We start from the raw sequence: 17242 nt of genomic DNA, 5'->3' as shown, positions 1-17242 counted from the left end.
ACACCTTTCTCGCTGTGGTTCCCATGCAACACCGGACGAATCCGATCGTGGGCCTCCAGCAATTCGGCTGGGCCGTCCGACTTGTGTCAGACGGCGTAAGTTACCGCACCGAGCTGAACGCATGCGTCAGCCACGGCAACCGCTCTAGTGTAGGGAACTTCGGCGCAGGTGTCCACCGGGATCCCATGTCGCCTCCCCCACTGCCGCCCGAAGGATGCGATCGGGAAGCTATCGACGCACCCCGAAATCTGAACTGCTCGTTCGGCACCGAAGAACGACACCGACGAACGATGATCGCTTTCAACCAGAGTCGCAGCGGGGCAGTTCTTTTCAGGATCGGCACGATTCACATCTCGATGAAAACCACGAATGGGCGTGGGTTCCAAAGGAACCCACGCCCATTCACATGCGTGGTGTGACGAAGCCCGAGGGCCTCAGATCACCAAGAGCTCTTGCGAACTCCGGGAAGCTCGCCGGCGTGAGCCATCTCGCGAACGCAGATACGGCACAAGCCGAACTTGCGGAACACCGAGTGCGGGCGACCGCACCGCTGGCAGCGGGTGTAGGCGCGAACCGCGAACTTGGGCTTCTTGTTGGCCTTGTTGACCAATGCCTTCTTAGCCATGCGCTCAGTTCTCCTTGAACGGGAAGCCGAGGTGCTTGAGCAGTGCACGGCCTTCTTCGTTGTTGGTTGCGGTGGTCACGACGGTGATGTCCATGCCGCGGGGGCGATCGATCTTGTCCACGTCGATCTCGTGGAACATCGACTGCTCGTTGAGGCCGAACGTGTAGTTGCCGTTGCCGTCGAACTGGTTGCCCGAGAGACCGCGGAAGTCGCGGATACGGGGCAGAGCGACAGACACGAGGCGGTCCAGGAACTCCCACATGCGGTCACCACGGAGGGTGACGCGTGCACCGATGGGCATACCTTCGCGGAGCTTGAACTGCGCGATGGACTTACGTGCCTTGCGGATCTCGGGCTTCTGGCCCGTGATCAGCGACAGGTCATGGACAGCGCCGTTGATCAGCTTGGCGTCACGGGCAGCGTCGCCGACGCCCATGTTGACGACAACCTTGACGACGCCGGGGATCTGCATGACGTTCGAGTAGTCGAACTCGCTGTTGAGCGCGTCCTTGATCTCAGCGCGGTAGCGTGCCTTGAGGCGCGGCTGGACCTTGTTTTCGGTGGAGGTCATGTCAGATGTCCTTCCCGTTCTTCCGGGAAATCCGAACGCGCTTGCCGGACTCTTCGTCGGTGCGGTAGCCCACGCGGGTGGGGTTTCCGTCCGAGTCGACGACTGCAACGTTGGAAACGTGGATCGGGGCTTCCTGCGTGACGATGCCGCCGGAGGATGCTCCGCGCTCGTTCGCGGAAACCGCGGTGTGCTTCTTGATTCGGTTCACGCCTTCGACGAGGACCTTGTCGGTCGCGGGGTAGGCCTGAATGACCTTGCCCTTCGCGCCCTTGTCCTTGCCGGCGATGACCAGAACGGTGTCACCCTTGTGCACCTTCATCACAGCACCTCCGGGGCAAGCGAAACGATCTTCATGAACTTCTTCTCGCGCAGCTCACGGCCGACGGGTCCGAAGATGCGGGTTCCACGGGGATCACTGTCAGCCTTGATGAGCACTGCAGCGTTCTCGTCGAACTTGATGTAGGAACCGTCCGGACGACGGCGCTCCTTGGTCGTGCGAACGATGACGGCCTTGACGACCTCACCCTTCTTGATGTTTCCACCGGGGATTGCGTCCTTGACGGTGGCGACGATGACGTCACCGATCCCGGCGTAGCGACGTGACGAACCGCCGAGAACGCGGATGCAAAGGATTTCCTTGGCACCCGTGTTATCAGCGACGCGAACTCGCGACTCCTGCTGAATCACTTGATCTCCCTAGACCTGGAATTTCGTGCGCAACGGATTACCGACCCGGTGCGCGCGGTCATTGTTGCCACCTGCGTCGTGTCTGAGCTGCAGTCCCACCGACTGACGTCGGGAGACGATCACTGCAAGCACCGTTCGAGCTGCGCACGTGAAGACACACCTCTGCCACAGGCAACCGTTCTATTGTAGGGAAGGGTTCACCGAATACCAAATCAGCCGTACTCGACGCAACTCGAACCCTTCGCCCGGAAAGCCCCGAAAGCCCCCGGAAAGCCGAATGGCCCACTCCCCCAAGGGGAAGCGGGCCATTCGGTGATACTCGATCAGCTCGAGGATTCGATCAGGCTTACTTGGCCTTTTCGAGGACCTCGACCAGACGCCAGTGCTTCGTCGCGGACAGCGGACGGGTTTCCATCAGCTGAACGCGGTCGCCGACGCCGGCAACGCCGTTCTCGTCGTGCGCCTTCACCTTGGTCGTACGGCGGATGATCTTGCCGTAGAGCTTGTGCTTGACGCGGTCTTCGAGCTCGACCACGATCGTCTTTTCCATCTTGTCGGACACGACGTATCCGACACGGACCTTACGGCTCGCGCGCTCTTCTGTGCTCACTGCTTTTTCCTCACTCATGCCGCGTCACCTGCATCCGGACCCACAGCGAGTCCGAGCTCACGCTCACGCAGGACGGTGTAGATGCGCGCGATCTCGTGACGAACGGTGCGCAGTCGTCGGTTGTTGTCCATCTGGCCGGTAGCCATCTGGAAACGAAGGTTGAAAAGCTCTTCCTTCGACTCACGGAGCCGGGTGACCAGCTCGTCTTCACTGAGCTCGCGGAGCTCTGCTGCTGGGGTTCCAGTAGCCATCAGAACTGCTCCTCTCTGGTCACGATCCGGCACTTGCACGGGAGCTTGTGCATCGCGCGGCGCAGGGCCTCACGAGCAATCTCCTCGTTGGGGTATGTCATCTCGAACAGAACGCGTCCGGGCTTGACGTTGGCAATCCACCACTCGGGCGAACCCTTACCGGAACCCATTCGGGTTTCGGCCGGCTTCTTCGTGAGGGGGCGATCCGGGAAGATGTTGATCCAGATCTTGCCGCCACGCTTGATGTGCCGAGTCATGGCGATACGAGCGGACTCGATCTGCCGGTTGGTGATGTAGGCAGGCTCGAGAGCCTGGATGCCGTAGTCACCGAAGGTCACCTGGGTACCGCCCTTGGCGGCACCCGAACGGCTCGGGTGGTGCTGCTTGCGGTGCTTGCCCCGCCGTGGGATCAACATGCGTCAGCCCTCCTGATTCTGTTCAGTTGCGGGAGCATCGGCGGTTGCGGTCGCTGCGCGGCCGGCCTCGGTGCTGGTCGCAGTGGTACCGGTGGCACCGGAACGACGCGGACGGCTCGGACGCTCACGACGCGGGCGATCCCCGGCCGGTGCGGCCGTGTTGGCGGCGAGCTCACGCTTGCCACCGACGATGTCGCCCTTGTAGATCCAGACCTTGACGCCGATGCGACCGAAGGTGGTCTTGGCCTCGTAGAGGCCGTAGTCGATGTCCGCACGAAGCGTGTGCAGCGGCACACGGCCTTCGCGGTAGAACTCCGACCGGGACATCTCGGCGCCGCCGAGACGACCGGAGCACTGAACGCGGATTCCCTTGACGTTGGGCTGACGCATGGCCGACTGGATGGCCTTGCGCATTGCACGACGGAAGGCAACGCGGTTCGAGAGCTGCTCGGCCACACCCTGTGCGACGAGCTGTGCTTCAGCTTCTGCGTTCTTGACCTCGAGGATGTTCAGCTGAACCTGCTTGCCGGTCAGCTTCTCGAGCTCGGAGCGGATGCGATCGGCTTCGGCGCCGCGGCGGCCGATGACGATGCCCGGACGTGCAGTGTGGATGTCCACGCGAACACGGTCACGGGTGCGCTCGATTTCGACCTTCGCGATTCCTGCGCGCTCCATGCCGGTGGCGAGGAGCTTACGGATCGCGACGTCTTCCTTGACGTACTCCGCGTACTGCTTGTCTGCGTACCAGCGAGACTTCCAGTCGGTGGTGATGCCGAGACGGAAGCCGTGCGGGTTGATTTTCTGGCCCACTACTGAGCACTTCCCTTCCGGCGATTACGGGTCGATGTTCCGGTCTTCGGCAGGCTCTCCACGATCACGGTGATGTGACTGGTGCGCTTGCGAATACGGAACGCACGTCCCTGTGCACGCGGCTGGAACCGCTTGAGGGTCGCGCCCTCGTCCACGAACGCCGTAGCAACGACAAGCGTGCTGGGGTCGAGGTCGAGGTTGTTCTCGGCGTTGGCTGCTGCGGAGGCGATCACCTTGGCGACCGGCTCGCTCGCTGCCTGCGGCGCGAACTTCAGGATGTTCAGGGCGTCTTCAACCGAGCGCCCGCGGACCAGGTCCACAACTCGACGTGCCTTCATCGGCGTAACGCGAACGTGCTTCGCTACAGCCTTGGCAGTCGGGTTGGCGGTTTCGGTGTTGCTCATCGCCTCTTCGCCTTCCGATCATCCTTGATGTGACCCTTGAACGTGCGGGTCGGTGCAAACTCTCCGAGCTTGTGTCCGACCATGGAGTCGGAAACGAACACGGGGACGTGCTTGCGGCCGTCGTGAACTGCAAACGTGTGGCCGATGAAGTCCGGGATGATTGTCGAACGACGGGACCAGGTCTTGATGACCTGCTTGGTTCCCTTTTCGTTCTGTACATCCACCTTCGCGAGGAGGTGGTCATCGACGAACGGGCCCTTCTTAAGGCTGCGTGGCATCCTTCACTCCCTCCTAGCGCTTGTTCTTGCCGGTGCGGCGGCGACGGACGATCATCTTGTCGCTTGCCTTGTTCTTGCGGGTACGGCCTTCAGGCTTACCCCACGGGCTGACCGGGTGGCGTCCACCTGAGGTCTTGCCCTCGCCGCCACCGTGCGGGTGGTCGACCGGGTTCATCACGACACCACGAACGGTCGGGCGCTTGCCCTTCCAACGCATACGGCCGGCCTTGCCCCAGTTGATGTTCGACTGCTCGGCGTTGCCGACCTCGCCGACGGATGCGCGGCAGCGCACGTCGACGCGACGGATTTCACCGGAAGGCATACGCAGCGTGGCGTAGCTGCCTTCCTTACCGAGGAGCTGGATGCTGGCGCCTGCGGAACGAGCCATCTTGGCTCCGCCGCCGGGACGCAGTTCCACACCGTGGATGGTGGTACCAGTCGGGATGTTGCGCAGCGGCAGGTTGTTGCCCGGCTTGATGTCGGCGCCTGCACCGGACTCGACCGGTGAACCCTGCACCAGGCCCTTGGGGGCGATGATGTAGCGCTTCTCACCGTCTGCGTAATGCAGGAGTGCGATGTTTGCTGTGCGGTTGGGGTCGTACTCGATGTGAGCGACCTTTGCCGGGATGCCGTCCTTGTCGTTGCGACGGAAATCGATCAGTCGGTATGCACGCTTGTGTCCGCCACCCTTGTGACGGGTGGTGATACGACCGTGTGCGTTACGTCCACCGCGACCGTGCAGCGGGCGAACCAGCGACTTCTCGGGGGTCGACCGAGTGATCTCGGCGAAGTCCGAGACGCTCGAGCCACGACGGCCCGGTGTTGTCGGCTTGTACTTACGGATTGCCATGAGTCTTCTCGTCCTCTATGTCTCGTCAAGTCCCGGCGCTTACGCGACCGGTCCTCCGAAGATCTCGATGGGCTTGCTGTCAGCGGACAGGGTCACGAGCGCGCGCTTGGTGTCCTTGCGCTTGCCGTAACCGAATCGGGTCCGCTTACGCTTGCCCTGACGGTTGGCGGTGTTGACGCTGGTCACCTTGACGCCGAAGACCTTCTCGACGGCAATCTTGATCTGCGTCTTGTTCGAGTCCGGGTGCACCAGGAAGGTGTAGGTGCCTTCCTCGATCAGTCCGTAGGACTTCTCGGAGATGACCGGAGCGAGCAGGATGTCGCGGGGGTCAGCGATGGTGCTCACTTGGCGTCCTCCTTGTTCTGAGCGCTCTCTGCGGGCCCGTGGATGAACGCGTTGAGTGCCTCGACGCTGAACACGACATCGTCTGCATTGAGCACGTCGTAGGTGTTGAGCTGGTCGGGTGCAATGGGATGCACGCCTTCCAGGTTCTGCACGCTCTTCCAAGCGGCTACATCCTGGCGACCCACGACGAGCAGCAGCTTCTTGCGATCCGAAATCTCGCCGAGGAACGCGATTGCGCCCTTGGTCGAAGGCGTCTGCCCTGCAACCAGTTCGGTGATGACGTGGATGCGCTCGTTGCGTGCGCGGTCAGAGAGGGCTCCGCGAAGAGCGGCTGCCTTCATCTTCTTGGGGGTGCGCTGGCTGTAGTCACGCGGCTGCGGGCCGTGAACGGTTCCGCCGCCGACGAACTGCGGTGCGCGAGTCGAGCCCTGGCGTGCGCGGCCGGTGCCCTTCTGGCGGTACGGCTTCTTGCCACCGCCGCGGACGTCGCCGCGGGTCTTGGTGGAGTGGGTTCCCTGACGAGCAGCTGCGAGCTGCGCGACGACAACCTGATGGAGAAGCGCGATGTTGGCCGGAGCGTCGAAGATCTCAGCGGGGAGATCGACGGTGCCGTTGGTCTTGCCGCCGGCGACCTTGACGTCCAGGGTCAACTTGGTCTCGGTGCTGGTCATGCCCGTGCACCACCCTTCACTGCACTCTTGACGATCACGAGGCCGCCCTTGCGGCCGGGGATCGCACCCTTGATCAGCAGCAGGCCGTTCTCTGCATCCACCTTGTGGACCGAGAGGTTCTGCGTCGTGATGCGGTCGCTACCCATGCGTCCGGACATGCGCATGCCCTTGAACACGCGGCCGGGAGTTGCACAGCCACCGATGGAGCCCGGGCGGCGGTGAACAGCCTGGGTACCGTGCGACGCGCCCTGTCCCTTGAAGCCGTGACGCTTCATGGTTCCGGCGAAGCCCTTGCCCTTGCTGGTTCCGGTGACGTCGACGTATGCGCCGTCCTCGAAGACCTCGGCGGTGAGCTCCTGGCCGACCTCGTAGTCGGAGGTGTCCGCAACGCGGAGCTCCACTACGTGGCGACGCGGGGTCACACCAGCCTTGGTGAACTGGCCGGAAGTCGGCTTGTTCACCTTGCGCGGGTCGATGGCGCCGAACGCGAGCTGAACGGCGCTGTAGCCGTCACGCTCTTCGGTACGGATCTGGGTTACGACGTTCGGCCCAGCCTTCACGACGGTGACCGGGACAACCCGGTTGTTCTCGTCGAAGACCTGGGTCATGCCGAGCTTGGTGCCCAGGATTCCCTTGATCTTGGTATCAGTCATTGTTTTTGTCTCCGCCGTCACTGAATGTTCACGTCGACACTGGCCGGAAGGTCGATGCGCATGAGCGCGTCAACCGTCTTCGGCGTCGGGTCGAGAATGTCGATCAGCCGCTTGTGAGTACGCATCTCGAAGTGCTCGCGCGAGTCCTTGTACTTGTGCGGCGAGCGGATGACGCAATATACGTTCTTCTCGGTCGGCAACGGCACAGGTCCAACGACGCGGGCACCCGTACGGGTTACCGTCTCGACGATCTTGCGCGCTGACGCGTCGATCGCCTCGTGGTCGTAGGCCTTGAGCCTGATGCGGATCTTTTGTCCCGCCACGCTTAGTGTCCTTTTCTTGCCGCGTTTCGTAGCCCGCCTGGTCAGGCTCGAGCTACCTCGTCTGCACAGTCCTTGCCTGGACGATGACACGACGAACACTGAAGCGATCGGGACCAAGTCCAAGTTCTCGGGAGTACCGAGATTCGGATCGAGATCAGGATCTGCTGCCGCTGTTCGTTTGTCATTGTTCTCCGGTACACGCGGTCGGGCGTGTCGCCTTCTCACTCATCCTGCGCCGGACAATCTTTCGATTATCTGGCGCGTGATGCATACCGGACGTGTTCGATGTCGAACACAAAGTAGGTACTGCTTCCGTCCTGCATTACTTCTCGTCTTGCATGGTCACAGTCGTTGACCCGATTACCCTGACGGGATCTGCGATCGATCGTCTGTGACGTCTTACCCTTACCCGATCACGGCCGCAATCGACCGCGTCCCGGACAAGGCAACCCGACCAGTATGCCGTACCTGGCCCAAATCCTCAACTCCCCCGAACTGCCTTTTCCGAGTGAGCTGCGCGACAACAACCTTACTCAGAAGTAAGATAGGCCTATGACTACCTCCAGCCCTACCTATCGCGGATGGCAGAAATTGCCGGACAATGCCCTCGGACATGCAGTTTTCTCGGCGGCGATGTCCATTCGCGTGCCCTATTTCGCCTCTGTTCTCCCCCGGGTGACCAAGTTGGAACCAGGGCTCTGCGAGGTCCGCTCCCCCAAATGGTGGGGCGTCCACAACCATCTCGGCACTTTTCACGCGATCGCTGCCTGCAACCTCGCGGAGGTCGCGATGGGCATGCTGAGCGAAGCGACGGTTCCGAACTCGCACCGCTGGATCCCCAAGTCGATGAAGGTCGACTACCTCGCCAAGGCCGAGACCGGCCTGCGGGCGGTCGCCCGACTCGAGACTTTGCCGGACTTCGCGGCGATCGAGAGTGGCACGGAACTTCTCGTTCCCATCTCGATCTTCGACCGGGGCGGCAAGGAAGTAGTCCACGCCGAAATCACCACCTGGGTCTCCCCCAAGTAGGCACTCACGAACCCGCCTGCATCGCAACCTGATTCGCCCGCCAATCAGGTTTCGCAGAATTAGGCACCACCGCAGGTTTCGGCGAATGACGATCGTGGAACACCTCCCCGAACGGCGATGGTCGGTCGGGGTGCCGGTGTCCGGAGGTGGGTTGCGTTCCGGGCACCACATTGTCGACCTCGCGTCACGCCGAGCACCGGGAGGCCTCGTGGAAGAGTTCTTGACCACAACGAGTTCCGAAGCAGGCACGCAGACCTCGTCGTATCCGGACGAGGCCGAGGGATTGGACAGCTTCCGGCGCGACCTCGACGCCATCGACGTTCTACTTCTCGAGACGGTGCGGCAGCGGCTGGAACTCTGCCTGCGCATCGGCGAGTGGAAGCGCTCCCGCGAGGTTCCGATGATGCAACCCGGCCGCGTCCGCCTCGTGCAGGAGCGGGCGCGTGAATTCGCCCGTAGACACGACCTCTCCCCCGACTTCTTCAACGCCCTGTACGAGCTGATGATTGCCGAGACCTGTCGACTCGAAGACCTGGTGATCAACGCACCTGTTGAGGAGGAGGACACTGTTCGGGAATCCGTCGGACCGAGATCAGGATCATCGACATGAGTTCCCGCACCCTTCTGGTGGACAATTACGACTCGTTCACCTACAACCTGTTCACCCTGTTGACCGAGGTCAACGGGGTTGTGCCGACCGTGGTCCGCAACGACGCGGATTGGGATTCCCTCGATCTCGCGTCGTACGACAACGTGGTCATCTCCCCAGGTCCCGGCCGGCCGGATCGCGACCGTGATTTCGGAATCAGCCGCCGTTTCATCGAAGAAGCGCCTCTCCCACTTCTCGGTGTCTGTCTCGGCCACCAGGGCCTGTGCGAGTTGTTCGGCGCGGACGTGGTGGTTGCGCCCGTCCCGATGCACGGCCGAATTTCGCTGATCGATCACGACGGCTCGGGCATCTTTGCCGGACTTCCGTCGCCGTTCCGAGCTGTTCGCTACCACTCGTTGACCGTCGAGAATCTGCCGAACGCCTTCGTTCGTACCGCGTGGACGTCCGACGGTCTGCTAATGGGTGTCCGGCACCGGACCAAGCCGATGTGGGGCGTTCAGTTCCATCCGGAGTCCATCAGTACCGAGTTCGGCATAGATTTGCTCGCGAACTTCCGCGATCTGTCCGTCGGACGCACTCTGGATTCGGTGATCCGACCCGAACCTGTTCCGCAAACACCCGACCTGCGGCCGGCGATCAACTACGACGTCGACGACGTGACTCTCGATTTTGCAGTGGACCCGTCGGCGGCCTATGCAGCACTGTTCGCCGACGGCCCGAACGCGTTCTGGCTGGACCGCGCGGCAACCGCAGAGCCGAGTGCGCGCTTTTCGATTCTCGGCGATTCGTCGGGGCCGCTGGCCGAGTTCATCACGTACGACGTGCAAGCCGAGGTACTGACTGTCAGCCGAAAAGGCTTGTCCGACGAGCACATTCGAGTTCCTTTCTTCGATTACTTGGACGCACAACTCTCGACACGCTTCGTGCCCTCGCATCCGGAACTCGACTTCAACCTCGGCTACGTGGGATACCTCGGCTACGAACTGAAAGCACAGACCGGAGGAAGGGCAGTCCATCCGGCACCCACTCCTGATGCCGCTCTGGTGTTTGCCGATCGCGCCGTCGTCATCGATCACACCGCGGGCCGCACTCACGTTTTGAGGTTGCGCGAGAAAGTCCGGGACGCCGGCTATGACGATTGGCTCGAATCGACCGTCGACACCCTGGCGCGGATCGGCGCGGACCTTCCGGAACGCACCCCCGTTCCGCTGATCAGCGACACCGTCTGGACGCAGGCTCGCCTTCGGCATGATCGCGATCAGTACCTGTCGTTGATCGGAACGGCCCTCTCGGAGATCCGGGCGGGTGAGTCCTACGAGGTGTGTCTGACCAACATGGCGAGCGTCGACGAGACGATCGATGCACAGCAGGCGTTCGAGTATCTGCGCTCGATCAATCCGACGCCGTACAGCGCACTTCTCGACTTCACCGGCATCTCGGTGGTCTCGGCCTCGCCTGAGCGGTTCCTTCGTGTCGACTCGGCCGGCAACGTCGAGTCCAAGCCGATCAAAGGGACCCGCCCGCGCGGCGTCACCCGAGCGCGTGATGCTGCCCTACGGCAGGACCTGCTCGACAGCGAGAAGGACCGCGCCGAGAACCTGATGATCGTGGACCTCACCCGCAACGACCTCACCAAGGTCTGCGTTCCGGGAAGTGTCCACGTTCCGAGGCTGTTCGCGATCGAGTCGTACTCGTCCGTTCACCAAATGGTGTCGACGGTGCGCGGACACCTGAGTCCGGGGTCGTCGGCGGTGGACTGTGTGCGTGCCGCGTTCCCCGGTGGATCGATGACCGGCGCCCCGAAGGTACGGACGATGGAGATCATCGACCGCCTCGAATCAGGCCCACGTGGGGTCTACTCGGGATCGATCGGGTACTTCGCGCTCGGTGGCGCCGCGGACCTCTCGATCGTGATCCGGTCGCTGGTCTGCACCGAGAGCGGCGTGACCTTCGGAATCGGCGGTGCCATCACAGCGTTGTCCGATCCGGAAGAAGAATTCGACGAGACCACGGTCAAGGCGTCCACGCTGCTCCGTGCGCTCGATGCGGTGTCCTCGCGGGTCCTCGAGTACGGCGGGTAGATCCAGCCATGACGGCGGCATCAGGCACAGCGACGGTTGTCGGCGGGCTGGGTGCCGTCGGATCCATGTTCGTCGAACTGCTTCGCGCCGGGGGGTCGACCGTCACCGTCGTCGACCCAGCAGGCAGCGATCCCGACGGAGATGTAGTCGTCGGAGACATCACGAAACCCAGTGAGCAAGCCCTCGCGCACGTGGAGTCCTCGCGCATCATAGTGCTCGCGGTTCCCGAACAGGTCGCTCTAGCCGCACTACCGAGCCTTCGGACATCCGGCGCTCTCGTTGTGGACACGCTGTCGGTCAAATCGCGGATGGACGCAGCAATCGCCGACGCCGGCCGAGAAGGGGAGTTCCTCGGACTCAACCCCATGTTCCGTCCGTCGCTCGGGCCACGCGGTCGGACCGTCATCGCAGTGCCGTACGTCGGCGGTCCGCAGTCCGACAGATTCCTCGACGTCGTGCGCTCGTGGGGAGCGTCGGTCGCGGTGATGGACGCCGATCGTCACGACCGGTTGGCCGCAGCTACCCAGGTTCTGACACACGCGTCGGTGCTGGCTTTCGGCGTTGCCCTGGCCGAACTCGGAGTTTCCGCGGACGAACTCCTCGCGGTCGCCCCTCCCCCGCATCGGGCCTTGCTCGCGCTCCTGGCGCGTGTAGCCGGCGGCGAACCGGAGGTGTACTGGGACGTACAAGCGGGCAATCCGTACGCAGGTGCGACACGAAAAGCACTGTTCGATGCCACCGCACAGGTGGACAGGGCGGCCGAGACCCTCGGCGACTTCACGACGCTGATGAAAACCGCCGACGCAGCGCTAGACAATCGCTCAGGCGAATTGAACGCGGAGTGCCAGAGCTTGTTCGATCGCATTGCCGAAGGGCACAGAGAGATCGCCGAAGGGCACAGAGAGTAGGGCACGATGAGACCTGGAGTGAGTCCGCCCAGCCTCCCGGAGTACGACGCCTCCGATCCGGTCGAGAGTGCAATCGTCCGCCGCCTTGCGAGCAATTGGGCGCGCCGGGCAACCGTGAAGAAGGCGGAGCCGGAACTGGACGATCTCTTCGATTCGTCGTTGTCCGACTACCCCGAAGCACTTCTCCCGTTCGCGGAGCATCCGACCTACCTGGCATTGAGCCCCGAGCAGAAGCAACGCCTGCAAGCCTGGGCATGGATCGCGTTCAACAAGAACGTCATGGACATCGAGAAGTACGTCGTCAATCCCGGCTTCGACGTTCTCGCCGAAGACCGACTCGGCGTCGGTCTCGGAGATTGGGCTGCAGTGGCGGTCAATCAGGCGATGGTCGACGAGCAATATCACACGCTCATGCACTTCAATGCCAGTTCAGCGACCCGTCGAGGCAGGGGCTGGGGGCTGCCGGCCAAGGCATTGCCCGACGTCCTGACGGTCCGCACGCAGGCGCAAGCCCTCGACGCAGCCGAGGGGCCTCGCAAGATTGCCCTGACACAGTTGGCGTTCATGACCGTCGCCGAGGTGTCGATCACCGCATACCTCGACCTGATCTCGGACGATCCGGGCGTTCAGTCGATCAACCGCGCGACCATTCGGTTGCACGCTCGCGACGAGTACTGCCATGCCTCGATTGCCGGGGAATTGGCCGTCCTGGTCTGGGATTCCCTGGGTGGTGGAGATCGCAGCTATCTACTCGAAGGTTTCGAGGACGCAATGCGTGCGTTCAGCGGGACCGACTTCGGCGCGTGGCGAGCAATCATGGAAATTGAAGCCATACCTGGAGGACGGAAGATGCTCGACGATGTCGCATTGGAACCGCACAACGAACTGTTCGTGCAGGACTACAGTGGAATAACGTCCCTGCTCCAAAAGCTACAAGTTACACCAGAAGTAACAATCGCTGCAGATAAATATTCTGCCAGTTAATCCCGTGCAATAAAAGAAATAGTTCGCAACGAACGAGAACCAGCAATAGTCCGCAATTATCGGGCACTCCCGATTTTTCAGCTAGACACGAGCGTTCTCGAATCAATACCGGACGGATTTATCAAGAAAAGACGGGAAGATCCCGCGCCCGCTGCCTCCGACCCAAGACCCGAGACGAGAGTTGTCCGGAATCCTTGTCATAAATTCGATAAAGAGGCCACAAGATTGCATGCAGAATACTGTCTGCTGCAATCAAGAATGTTAACTTCCAATTCGATACACCATGATGCTCGAGGGTTTTCTTCGATGCTCGATTATATCGTGCATACACTCGCGGCGAACTAACTCCACGTCTACCCGAAACCTTTGCGGCCATGCTCGAGATCTGCCCCACTGCGCAACGAACATGCGCCATGCAGAGGGATAGATCGATATCCTCATGAATGTCGGTTCGATCGCTGACCGCACCCCTAACGGCCAACCAAGCCGACCGACGCATCGCCATGTTACTGCCTGGAACTGCAACAACGGGCCGAACCGCCCCCTGAGCCCCGCGACCGAGTCGCCAATTCGTCCATCGGCGCTGAAGGCCGGCGATCGGAGATTCATAAAGGTAAGTCAGGCCAGTTACGCCCGAGAAATCGTCGCGACGCTCGAAGAATTCGTGAACCGCAACGGCCCAGTCTTCCCCCACGATCGTATCCGCGTCGATACGTCCGATAATTTCTCCACTCGCCGCGTCAAACCCTTTGTTTCTCGCATGCACCACCCCGGGGCGGGATTCTTTGAGAAGCCGAACCTTGGGACAACTACTTTGATACTTCTCGATCAACTCGGAAGTGTTGTCCGAGGAATTATTGTCAACGATGATGATTTCGTCGACATATTCACCTTGAGCAATGAGCGCTTCGATGCACGTTTCGATGTATTCAGATTCATTAAAAGCCGGAACAACCACCGACAACGTCGCGTTCGCCATTTCCCAACGGTATCGCGAATCTCTCCACAAGACATCGAGCAGCGGGCCCAGGGGACCAACCGGAAGGAATCGGGGGACTTTCGTCACCGGTCAAATCAAAGACCTCCGGTCCGCGCAACCGAATACCCACCTGCGCAGATGCGCTGAAAATCTATTTGGTCATTCGTTCAATTAGAAGAGATCTTTACGTTACAAAGAATATTTGTGATTCTTGCCACAAGGTGAAATCGAAGGTGAGAGTTGCTGGCAGGAGCCACATACTCCCTCTCACGCGTCCGATTGCCCGAGTGTCGGTTTGACCCTCCGGTAACATCTGAGCGGAGATCACGGATAGAAGACAGAAGGCATCTGTGCGCCCGTCGGGAGCGCGTGCCCGTTCCGACAATGCAGACAGCGGAGTGTTGATGCCCTTTTCCACGGACGCAGCGGTACTAGTGGAGGACGTACACAAGTCCTTCAAGAACGTGCACGCGCTGCGAGGGATCAACTTCACCGCCCCACGTGGGACAGTGCTCGGCATCTTAGGTCCCAACGGCGCAGGCAAGACGACGACGGTGAAGGTCCTCTCCACGCTCATTCGTCCCACCAGTGGACGCGCGATGGTGGCTGGCTACGACGTAGTGCGCAATGCTCCCGAGGTTCGACGCTCCATCATGATGACCGGGCAGTTCGCCGCCCTGGACGATTCACTCACCGGCCGGGAGAACATCGAACTGTTCGGCAGGTTGATGGGTCTCGACCGAATGTCGGCGAAGGTGCGCGCTGCCGACCTGCTCTCTCAATTCGACCTCGTCGAAGCAGGATCTCGAGTAGTGAGGAACTACTCCGGCGGTATGCGCCGACGAATCGATATCGCGTGTGGCCTGGTTGTTCGCCCCGAGGTCGTTTTCCTCGACGAGCCGACCACCGGCTTGGATCCGCGCAGTCGGCAGAGCGTCTGGTCGCTGGTCCAGTCACTGAAGGAGCAGGGAATCACCGTGCTCCTGACAACTCAGTACCTCGAAGAGGCAGATTTACTGAGCGACAACATCATCGTCATCGACAAAGGCGCAGTCATTGCTGAGGGGACTGCTGACCAACTGAAGGCGCGAACCGGCGCAAGCTTCTGCGAGATTGTGCCCGCAGATCTCAAACAGCTGCCTCATGCGGTCCATGCCCTGGGCAATCTGGTCCCCCGCGACTTCAGATTCGATCTGGCACAAGAAAGCGGTCGCATCGCTATCCCCGCACCTGTCGGCGCAGGAACCCTCTCCGAAGCGCTGCGTCGTCTGGACCACGCACGGATTCCGCTTGCAGACATCGCGCTTCGTCGCCCGTCACTCGATGACGTCTTTCTTTCACTCACAGGTGAACAGCACGTAAGCGAGACGCCGTGACGACAACTACAAAATTCGGGGTCGATCAAGTGACTGTCCGCGGGGAAAGTCGCAGCAAGATTGCAGTTCCCGAGGCTTTAAGCGTTGGAAAGCACCGCCGACCGCATCCATCAGCGATCAATCAGTGGTGGGTGCTGACTGCACGCACCGTCAAATCGATGGTCAAGCGCTATGAGCTGCTCGTTGCAGTCATCGCACCGCTGATCTTCACGATCGGGTTCTACCTTCCCTTGAAGTTCGTCATGCAACTTCAAGGGATCAACTACGCGCAGTTCTTGATGCCGATCATTGTCCTGCAGGCGATGGCATTCACATCGATCTCGGCTGCTCAAATGTCTTCGACCGAATCGATCACCGGCTTCAGCAACCGGATGAAAACCATGCCGGTCGTCGGCCCGATCCCGCTGCTGTCCCGTCAATCCAGTGGGTTCGTCAGATCAACAGTCTCGCTTGCTGCCGCATTGGCGTTCGGCCACTTGATCGGTTTTCGATTCTCAGCCGGAGTCGGGCAGGCCGTCTTGTTCTGCGCTGTCGCCCTGGCGTTCAGCACCTGCCTGTCCTTCGCTGGTGACGCCATCGGCTCATTGTCGAAGAGCCCGCAGGCCACCAGTCAAGCGCTGACATTGCCACAGTTGATTCTGGGGATGTTGTCCTGCGGTTTTGCGCCCGAGACCGGCTTTCCCGAGTGGATTCGGCCGTTTGTACGCAATCAACCGGTATCGCAGTTTTCATTCGCCATGCGTGATCTTGCACAAGGCGGAGTCACCTGGAGCGTCCTGTTTCCCGTCGTTGCGTGGACTATCGGGTTGATCGTCGTGTTCGCGCCACTCGCGTTCTGGGCAAGTATGAGGCGGTCATGAACGAACCGACAGATCGATTCATGGCTGTAGTCCGCCCGGTCGAGGGGTTCAACTTCCCTTACCCGGATAAAGCGCTCCCCGAGAACTCGTTCAAGGCGCTGGTCGTGCACAGTGGGATTCAGGCTAAACGCCTGCTGCTCACCTGGCTGCGAGATCCGTCGACGGCCATTCAAGCCCTCATATACCCAGCATTCATGTTGCTCATGTTCCGGGTCGTATTGGGCAATTCGATTACAGCAGCAACCGGCCAGTCGAGTATTTTCGGGACAGTTCCACTGATCATCCTCGTAGGCGCTATGTTCGGGTCGATTGCGAGCGCCGTCGGCCTCAAAGGTGAACGCGCGTCCGGACTGCTGAGTCGATTCTGGACGCTCCCCGCGCATCGCGCCTCGAGTCTCGTCGGACGCATGATCGCAGAAGCAGTCCGAGTTCTTCTCACGTCAATCGTGATTCTCGGCGTCGGCTATCTGCTGGGGTTCCGATTCAATCAAGGTCCGCTGGCGGCCTTCGCGATCTTGGCGTTGCCCGTCATTTTCGGCGTCGGTTTTGCCATGATGGTGACGGCCCTGGCCACTGTCTCCGACAACTTGCCGCTCGTCGAAATCGTATCCATCTCGTGCACACTATTGATGTTCTTCAATTCCGGATTCGTCCCTGTGATGGCCTACCCGAAGTGGCTTCAACCAGTGGTGGCAGAGCAACCGATGTCCGTCGCTATCGACACGATGAGAGGGCTGTCGTTGGGCGGTCCTGTGGCGGAACCCCTCGTCAAGACGCTGATCTGGTCCATCGGCATGATTCTGGTCTTCGTCTACCCAGCAATTCGGGGATACCGACGCGCCGCGGCGATGTCGTAACGAATACAGACCGCAAACCGACTTCACAGTTCGAGAAACAAGTGGCACCAGGGATGAGCATCGA

At 61.0% G+C, this 17242-nt stretch carries 24 protein-coding genes; 8 read left to right on the top strand and 16 right to left on the bottom strand.

The genetic code is table 11. The features are described 5' to 3' along the window. Positions 1-439: 439 nt before the first annotated feature. The 15 genes from YH3_RS11140 to rpsJ form a co-directional block, all read right to left on the bottom strand. A complete protein-coding gene (locus YH3_RS11140; RefSeq protein WP_003940698.1) occupies positions 440-625 on the bottom strand; it encodes a type Z 30S ribosomal protein S14 in 186 nt (61 codons plus the stop codon). 4 nt (positions 626-629) lie between these two features. After that, positions 630-1196, bottom strand: a complete 567-nt coding sequence (gene rplE, locus YH3_RS11135; RefSeq protein ID WP_003940924.1) for a 50S ribosomal protein L5 — start codon at positions 1194-1196, stop codon at positions 630-632. A gap of 1 nt (position 1197) precedes the next feature. Then, positions 1198-1515: a 50S ribosomal protein L24 gene (rplX, locus tag YH3_RS11130; protein WP_003941019.1), complete on the bottom strand. Its 318-nt coding sequence runs from the start codon at positions 1513-1515 to the stop codon at positions 1198-1200. Continuing rightward, positions 1515-1883 carry a 50S ribosomal protein L14 gene (gene rplN / locus YH3_RS11125; RefSeq protein ID WP_003940951.1) on the bottom strand — a complete coding sequence of 123 codons (369 nt, stop codon included), beginning with the start codon at positions 1881-1883 and terminating at the stop codon, positions 1515-1517. The genes rplX and rplN overlap by 1 nt, the downstream gene beginning before the upstream one ends. Positions 1884-2229: 346 nt before the next feature. Continuing rightward, positions 2230-2511 (bottom strand): 30S ribosomal protein S17, encoded by a 282-nt coding sequence (rpsQ, locus tag YH3_RS11120; RefSeq protein WP_003941020.1) that lies wholly within the window; start codon positions 2509-2511, stop codon positions 2230-2232. Continuing rightward, a complete protein-coding gene (gene rpmC / locus YH3_RS11115; RefSeq protein ID WP_003940734.1) occupies positions 2508-2744 on the bottom strand; it encodes a 50S ribosomal protein L29 in 237 nt (78 codons plus the stop codon). The genes rpsQ and rpmC overlap by 4 nt, the downstream gene beginning before the upstream one ends. After that, on the bottom strand, positions 2744-3160 hold the full coding sequence (gene rplP / locus YH3_RS11110; protein ID WP_064443348.1) for a 50S ribosomal protein L16: 417 nt from the start codon (positions 3158-3160) through the stop codon (positions 2744-2746). Before rplP ends, rpmC begins: the two co-directional genes overlap by 1 nt. 3 nt (positions 3161-3163) lie before the next feature. Beyond that, a complete protein-coding gene (rpsC, locus tag YH3_RS11105) occupies positions 3164-3970 on the bottom strand; it encodes a 30S ribosomal protein S3 (protein WP_003941003.1) in 807 nt (268 codons plus the stop codon). After that, positions 3970-4374, bottom strand: coding sequence for a 50S ribosomal protein L22 (rplV, locus tag YH3_RS11100; protein WP_003940717.1), 405 nt, complete (start codon positions 4372-4374; stop codon positions 3970-3972). The genes rpsC and rplV overlap by 1 nt, the downstream gene beginning before the upstream one ends. Further along, positions 4371-4652 (bottom strand): 30S ribosomal protein S19, encoded by a 282-nt coding sequence (gene rpsS / locus YH3_RS11095; RefSeq protein ID WP_003940820.1) that lies wholly within the window; start codon positions 4650-4652, stop codon positions 4371-4373. The genes rplV and rpsS overlap by 4 nt, the downstream gene beginning before the upstream one ends. Positions 4653-4665: 13 nt before the next feature. Then, on the bottom strand, positions 4666-5502 hold the full coding sequence (gene rplB / locus YH3_RS11090; RefSeq protein WP_003940895.1) for a 50S ribosomal protein L2: 837 nt from the start codon (positions 5500-5502) through the stop codon (positions 4666-4668). Between the two features lie 39 nt (positions 5503-5541). Beyond that, positions 5542-5847 carry a 50S ribosomal protein L23 gene (gene rplW / locus YH3_RS11085; protein ID WP_003940990.1) on the bottom strand — a complete coding sequence of 102 codons (306 nt, stop codon included), beginning with the start codon at positions 5845-5847 and terminating at the stop codon, positions 5542-5544. Continuing rightward, on the bottom strand, positions 5844-6518 hold the full coding sequence (gene rplD / locus YH3_RS11080) for a 50S ribosomal protein L4 (protein ID WP_003940723.1): 675 nt from the start codon (positions 6516-6518) through the stop codon (positions 5844-5846). The genes rplW and rplD overlap by 4 nt, the downstream gene beginning before the upstream one ends. Next, on the bottom strand, positions 6515-7171 hold the full coding sequence (rplC, locus tag YH3_RS11075) for a 50S ribosomal protein L3 (RefSeq protein ID WP_003940826.1): 657 nt from the start codon (positions 7169-7171) through the stop codon (positions 6515-6517). The genes rplD and rplC overlap by 4 nt, the downstream gene beginning before the upstream one ends. 17 nt (positions 7172-7188) lie before the next feature. Continuing rightward, positions 7189-7494, bottom strand: coding sequence for a 30S ribosomal protein S10 (rpsJ, locus tag YH3_RS11070; protein ID WP_003938093.1), 306 nt, complete (start codon positions 7492-7494; stop codon positions 7189-7191). Between the two features lie 552 nt (positions 7495-8046). Between rpsJ and YH3_RS11065 the strand changes: the two genes are divergently transcribed. The 5 genes from YH3_RS11065 (at position 8047) to YH3_RS11045 (ending at position 13106) form a co-directional block, all read left to right on the top strand. Next, positions 8047-8523 carry a hotdog fold domain-containing protein gene (locus YH3_RS11065; RefSeq protein ID WP_003940943.1) on the top strand — a complete coding sequence of 159 codons (477 nt, stop codon included), beginning with the start codon at positions 8047-8049 and terminating at the stop codon, positions 8521-8523. 85 nt (positions 8524-8608) lie between these two features. Next, on the top strand, positions 8609-9133 hold the full coding sequence (locus YH3_RS11060; protein ID WP_007728562.1) for a chorismate mutase family protein: 525 nt from the start codon (positions 8609-8611) through the stop codon (positions 9131-9133). After that, positions 9130-11214 carry an aminodeoxychorismate synthase component I gene (pabB, locus tag YH3_RS11055; protein ID WP_007728560.1) on the top strand — a complete coding sequence of 695 codons (2085 nt, stop codon included), beginning with the start codon at positions 9130-9132 and terminating at the stop codon, positions 11212-11214. Before YH3_RS11060 ends, pabB begins: the two co-directional genes overlap by 4 nt. An 8-nt stretch (positions 11215-11222) precedes the next feature. Beyond that, positions 11223-12122, top strand: a complete 900-nt coding sequence (locus YH3_RS11050) for a prephenate dehydrogenase dimerization domain-containing protein (RefSeq protein WP_007728558.1) — start codon at positions 11223-11225, stop codon at positions 12120-12122. A gap of 6 nt (positions 12123-12128) precedes the next feature. Then, entirely contained in the window at positions 12129-13106 is a 978-nt protein-coding gene (locus tag YH3_RS11045; RefSeq protein WP_064443347.1) for a diiron oxygenase, read from the top strand. Positions 13107-13227: 121 nt separating this feature from the next. Here the strand turns inward: YH3_RS11045 and YH3_RS11040 are convergent, their stop codons facing one another. Beyond that, positions 13228-14085 carry a glycosyltransferase family 2 protein gene (locus tag YH3_RS11040; protein WP_064073940.1) on the bottom strand — a complete coding sequence of 286 codons (858 nt, stop codon included), beginning with the start codon at positions 14083-14085 and terminating at the stop codon, positions 13228-13230. Between the two features lie 404 nt (positions 14086-14489). On the opposite strand from YH3_RS11040, the gene YH3_RS11035 reads away from it, so the two are divergent. The 3 genes from YH3_RS11035 to YH3_RS11025 are packed head-to-tail and all read left to right on the top strand — an operon-like array spanning position 14490 to position 17178. Next, the gene (locus YH3_RS11035; RefSeq protein WP_020969036.1) at positions 14490-15461 is read left to right on the top strand and encodes a daunorubicin resistance protein DrrA family ABC transporter ATP-binding protein; all 972 of its coding nucleotides are present in this window, start codon (positions 14490-14492) and stop codon (positions 15459-15461) included. Next, positions 15458-16321 carry an ABC transporter permease gene (locus tag YH3_RS11030; protein ID WP_054781949.1) on the top strand — a complete coding sequence of 288 codons (864 nt, stop codon included), beginning with the start codon at positions 15458-15460 and terminating at the stop codon, positions 16319-16321. The genes YH3_RS11035 and YH3_RS11030 overlap by 4 nt, the downstream gene beginning before the upstream one ends. Further along, positions 16318-17178, top strand: a complete 861-nt coding sequence (locus YH3_RS11025; protein ID WP_058039006.1) for an ABC transporter permease — start codon at positions 16318-16320, stop codon at positions 17176-17178. The genes YH3_RS11030 and YH3_RS11025 overlap by 4 nt, the downstream gene beginning before the upstream one ends. Positions 17179-17242 lie beyond the last annotated feature (64 nt).

Origin of the sequence: Rhodococcus sp. YH3-3 (genome assembly GCF_001653035.1) — a bacterium.
Classification (GTDB): Bacteria; Actinomycetota; Actinomycetes; order Mycobacteriales; family Mycobacteriaceae; genus Rhodococcus_F; species Rhodococcus_F qingshengii.
This window is presented reverse-complemented; position numbering and strand designations above follow the sequence as displayed.

What these genes read in the sequence shown, in the direction of transcription:
- YH3_RS11140 (WP_003940698.1), bottom strand. Translation starts at nt 625, where the DNA reads ATGGCTAAGAAGGCATTGGTCAACAAGGCCAACAAGAAGCCCAAGTTC.
- rplE (WP_003940924.1), bottom strand. Translation starts at nt 1,196, where the DNA reads ATGACCTCCACCGAAAACAAGGTCCAGCCGCGCCTCAAGGCACGCTAC.
- rplX (WP_003941019.1), bottom strand. Translation starts at nt 1,515, where the DNA reads ATGAAGGTGCACAAGGGTGACACCGTTCTGGTCATCGCCGGCAAGGAC.
- rpsQ (WP_003941020.1), bottom strand. Translation starts at nt 2,511, where the DNA reads ATGAGTGAGGAAAAAGCAGTGAGCACAGAAGAGCGCGCGAGCCGTAAG.
- rpmC (WP_003940734.1), bottom strand. Translation starts at nt 2,744, where the DNA reads ATGGCTACTGGAACCCCAGCAGCAGAGCTCCGCGAGCTCAGTGAAGAC.
- rplP (WP_064443348.1), bottom strand. Translation starts at nt 3,160, where the DNA reads ATGTTGATCCCACGGCGGGGCAAGCACCGCAAGCAGCACCACCCGAGC.
- rplV (WP_003940717.1), bottom strand. Translation starts at nt 4,374, where the DNA reads ATGAGCAACACCGAAACCGCCAACCCGACTGCCAAGGCTGTAGCGAAG.
- rpsS (WP_003940820.1), bottom strand. Translation starts at nt 4,652, where the DNA reads ATGCCACGCAGCCTTAAGAAGGGCCCGTTCGTCGATGACCACCTCCTC.
- rplB (WP_003940895.1), bottom strand. Translation starts at nt 5,502, where the DNA reads ATGGCAATCCGTAAGTACAAGCCGACAACACCGGGCCGTCGTGGCTCG.
- rplD (WP_003940723.1), bottom strand. Translation starts at nt 6,518, where the DNA reads ATGACCAGCACCGAGACCAAGTTGACCCTGGACGTCAAGGTCGCCGGC.
- rplC (WP_003940826.1), bottom strand. Translation starts at nt 7,171, where the DNA reads ATGACTGATACCAAGATCAAGGGAATCCTGGGCACCAAGCTCGGCATG.
- YH3_RS11065 (WP_003940943.1), top strand. Translation starts at nt 8,047, where the DNA reads ATGACTACCTCCAGCCCTACCTATCGCGGATGGCAGAAATTGCCGGAC.
- YH3_RS11060 (WP_007728562.1), top strand. Translation starts at nt 8,609, where the DNA reads ATGACGATCGTGGAACACCTCCCCGAACGGCGATGGTCGGTCGGGGTG.
- pabB (WP_007728560.1), top strand. Translation starts at nt 9,130, where the DNA reads ATGAGTTCCCGCACCCTTCTGGTGGACAATTACGACTCGTTCACCTAC.
- YH3_RS11050 (WP_007728558.1), top strand. Translation starts at nt 11,223, where the DNA reads ATGACGGCGGCATCAGGCACAGCGACGGTTGTCGGCGGGCTGGGTGCC.
- YH3_RS11045 (WP_064443347.1), top strand. Translation starts at nt 12,129, where the DNA reads ATGAGACCTGGAGTGAGTCCGCCCAGCCTCCCGGAGTACGACGCCTCC.
- YH3_RS11040 (WP_064073940.1), bottom strand. Translation starts at nt 14,085, where the DNA reads ATGGCGAACGCGACGTTGTCGGTGGTTGTTCCGGCTTTTAATGAATCT.
- YH3_RS11035 (WP_020969036.1), top strand. Translation starts at nt 14,490, where the DNA reads ATGCCCTTTTCCACGGACGCAGCGGTACTAGTGGAGGACGTACACAAG.
- YH3_RS11025 (WP_058039006.1), top strand. Translation starts at nt 16,318, where the DNA reads ATGAACGAACCGACAGATCGATTCATGGCTGTAGTCCGCCCGGTCGAG.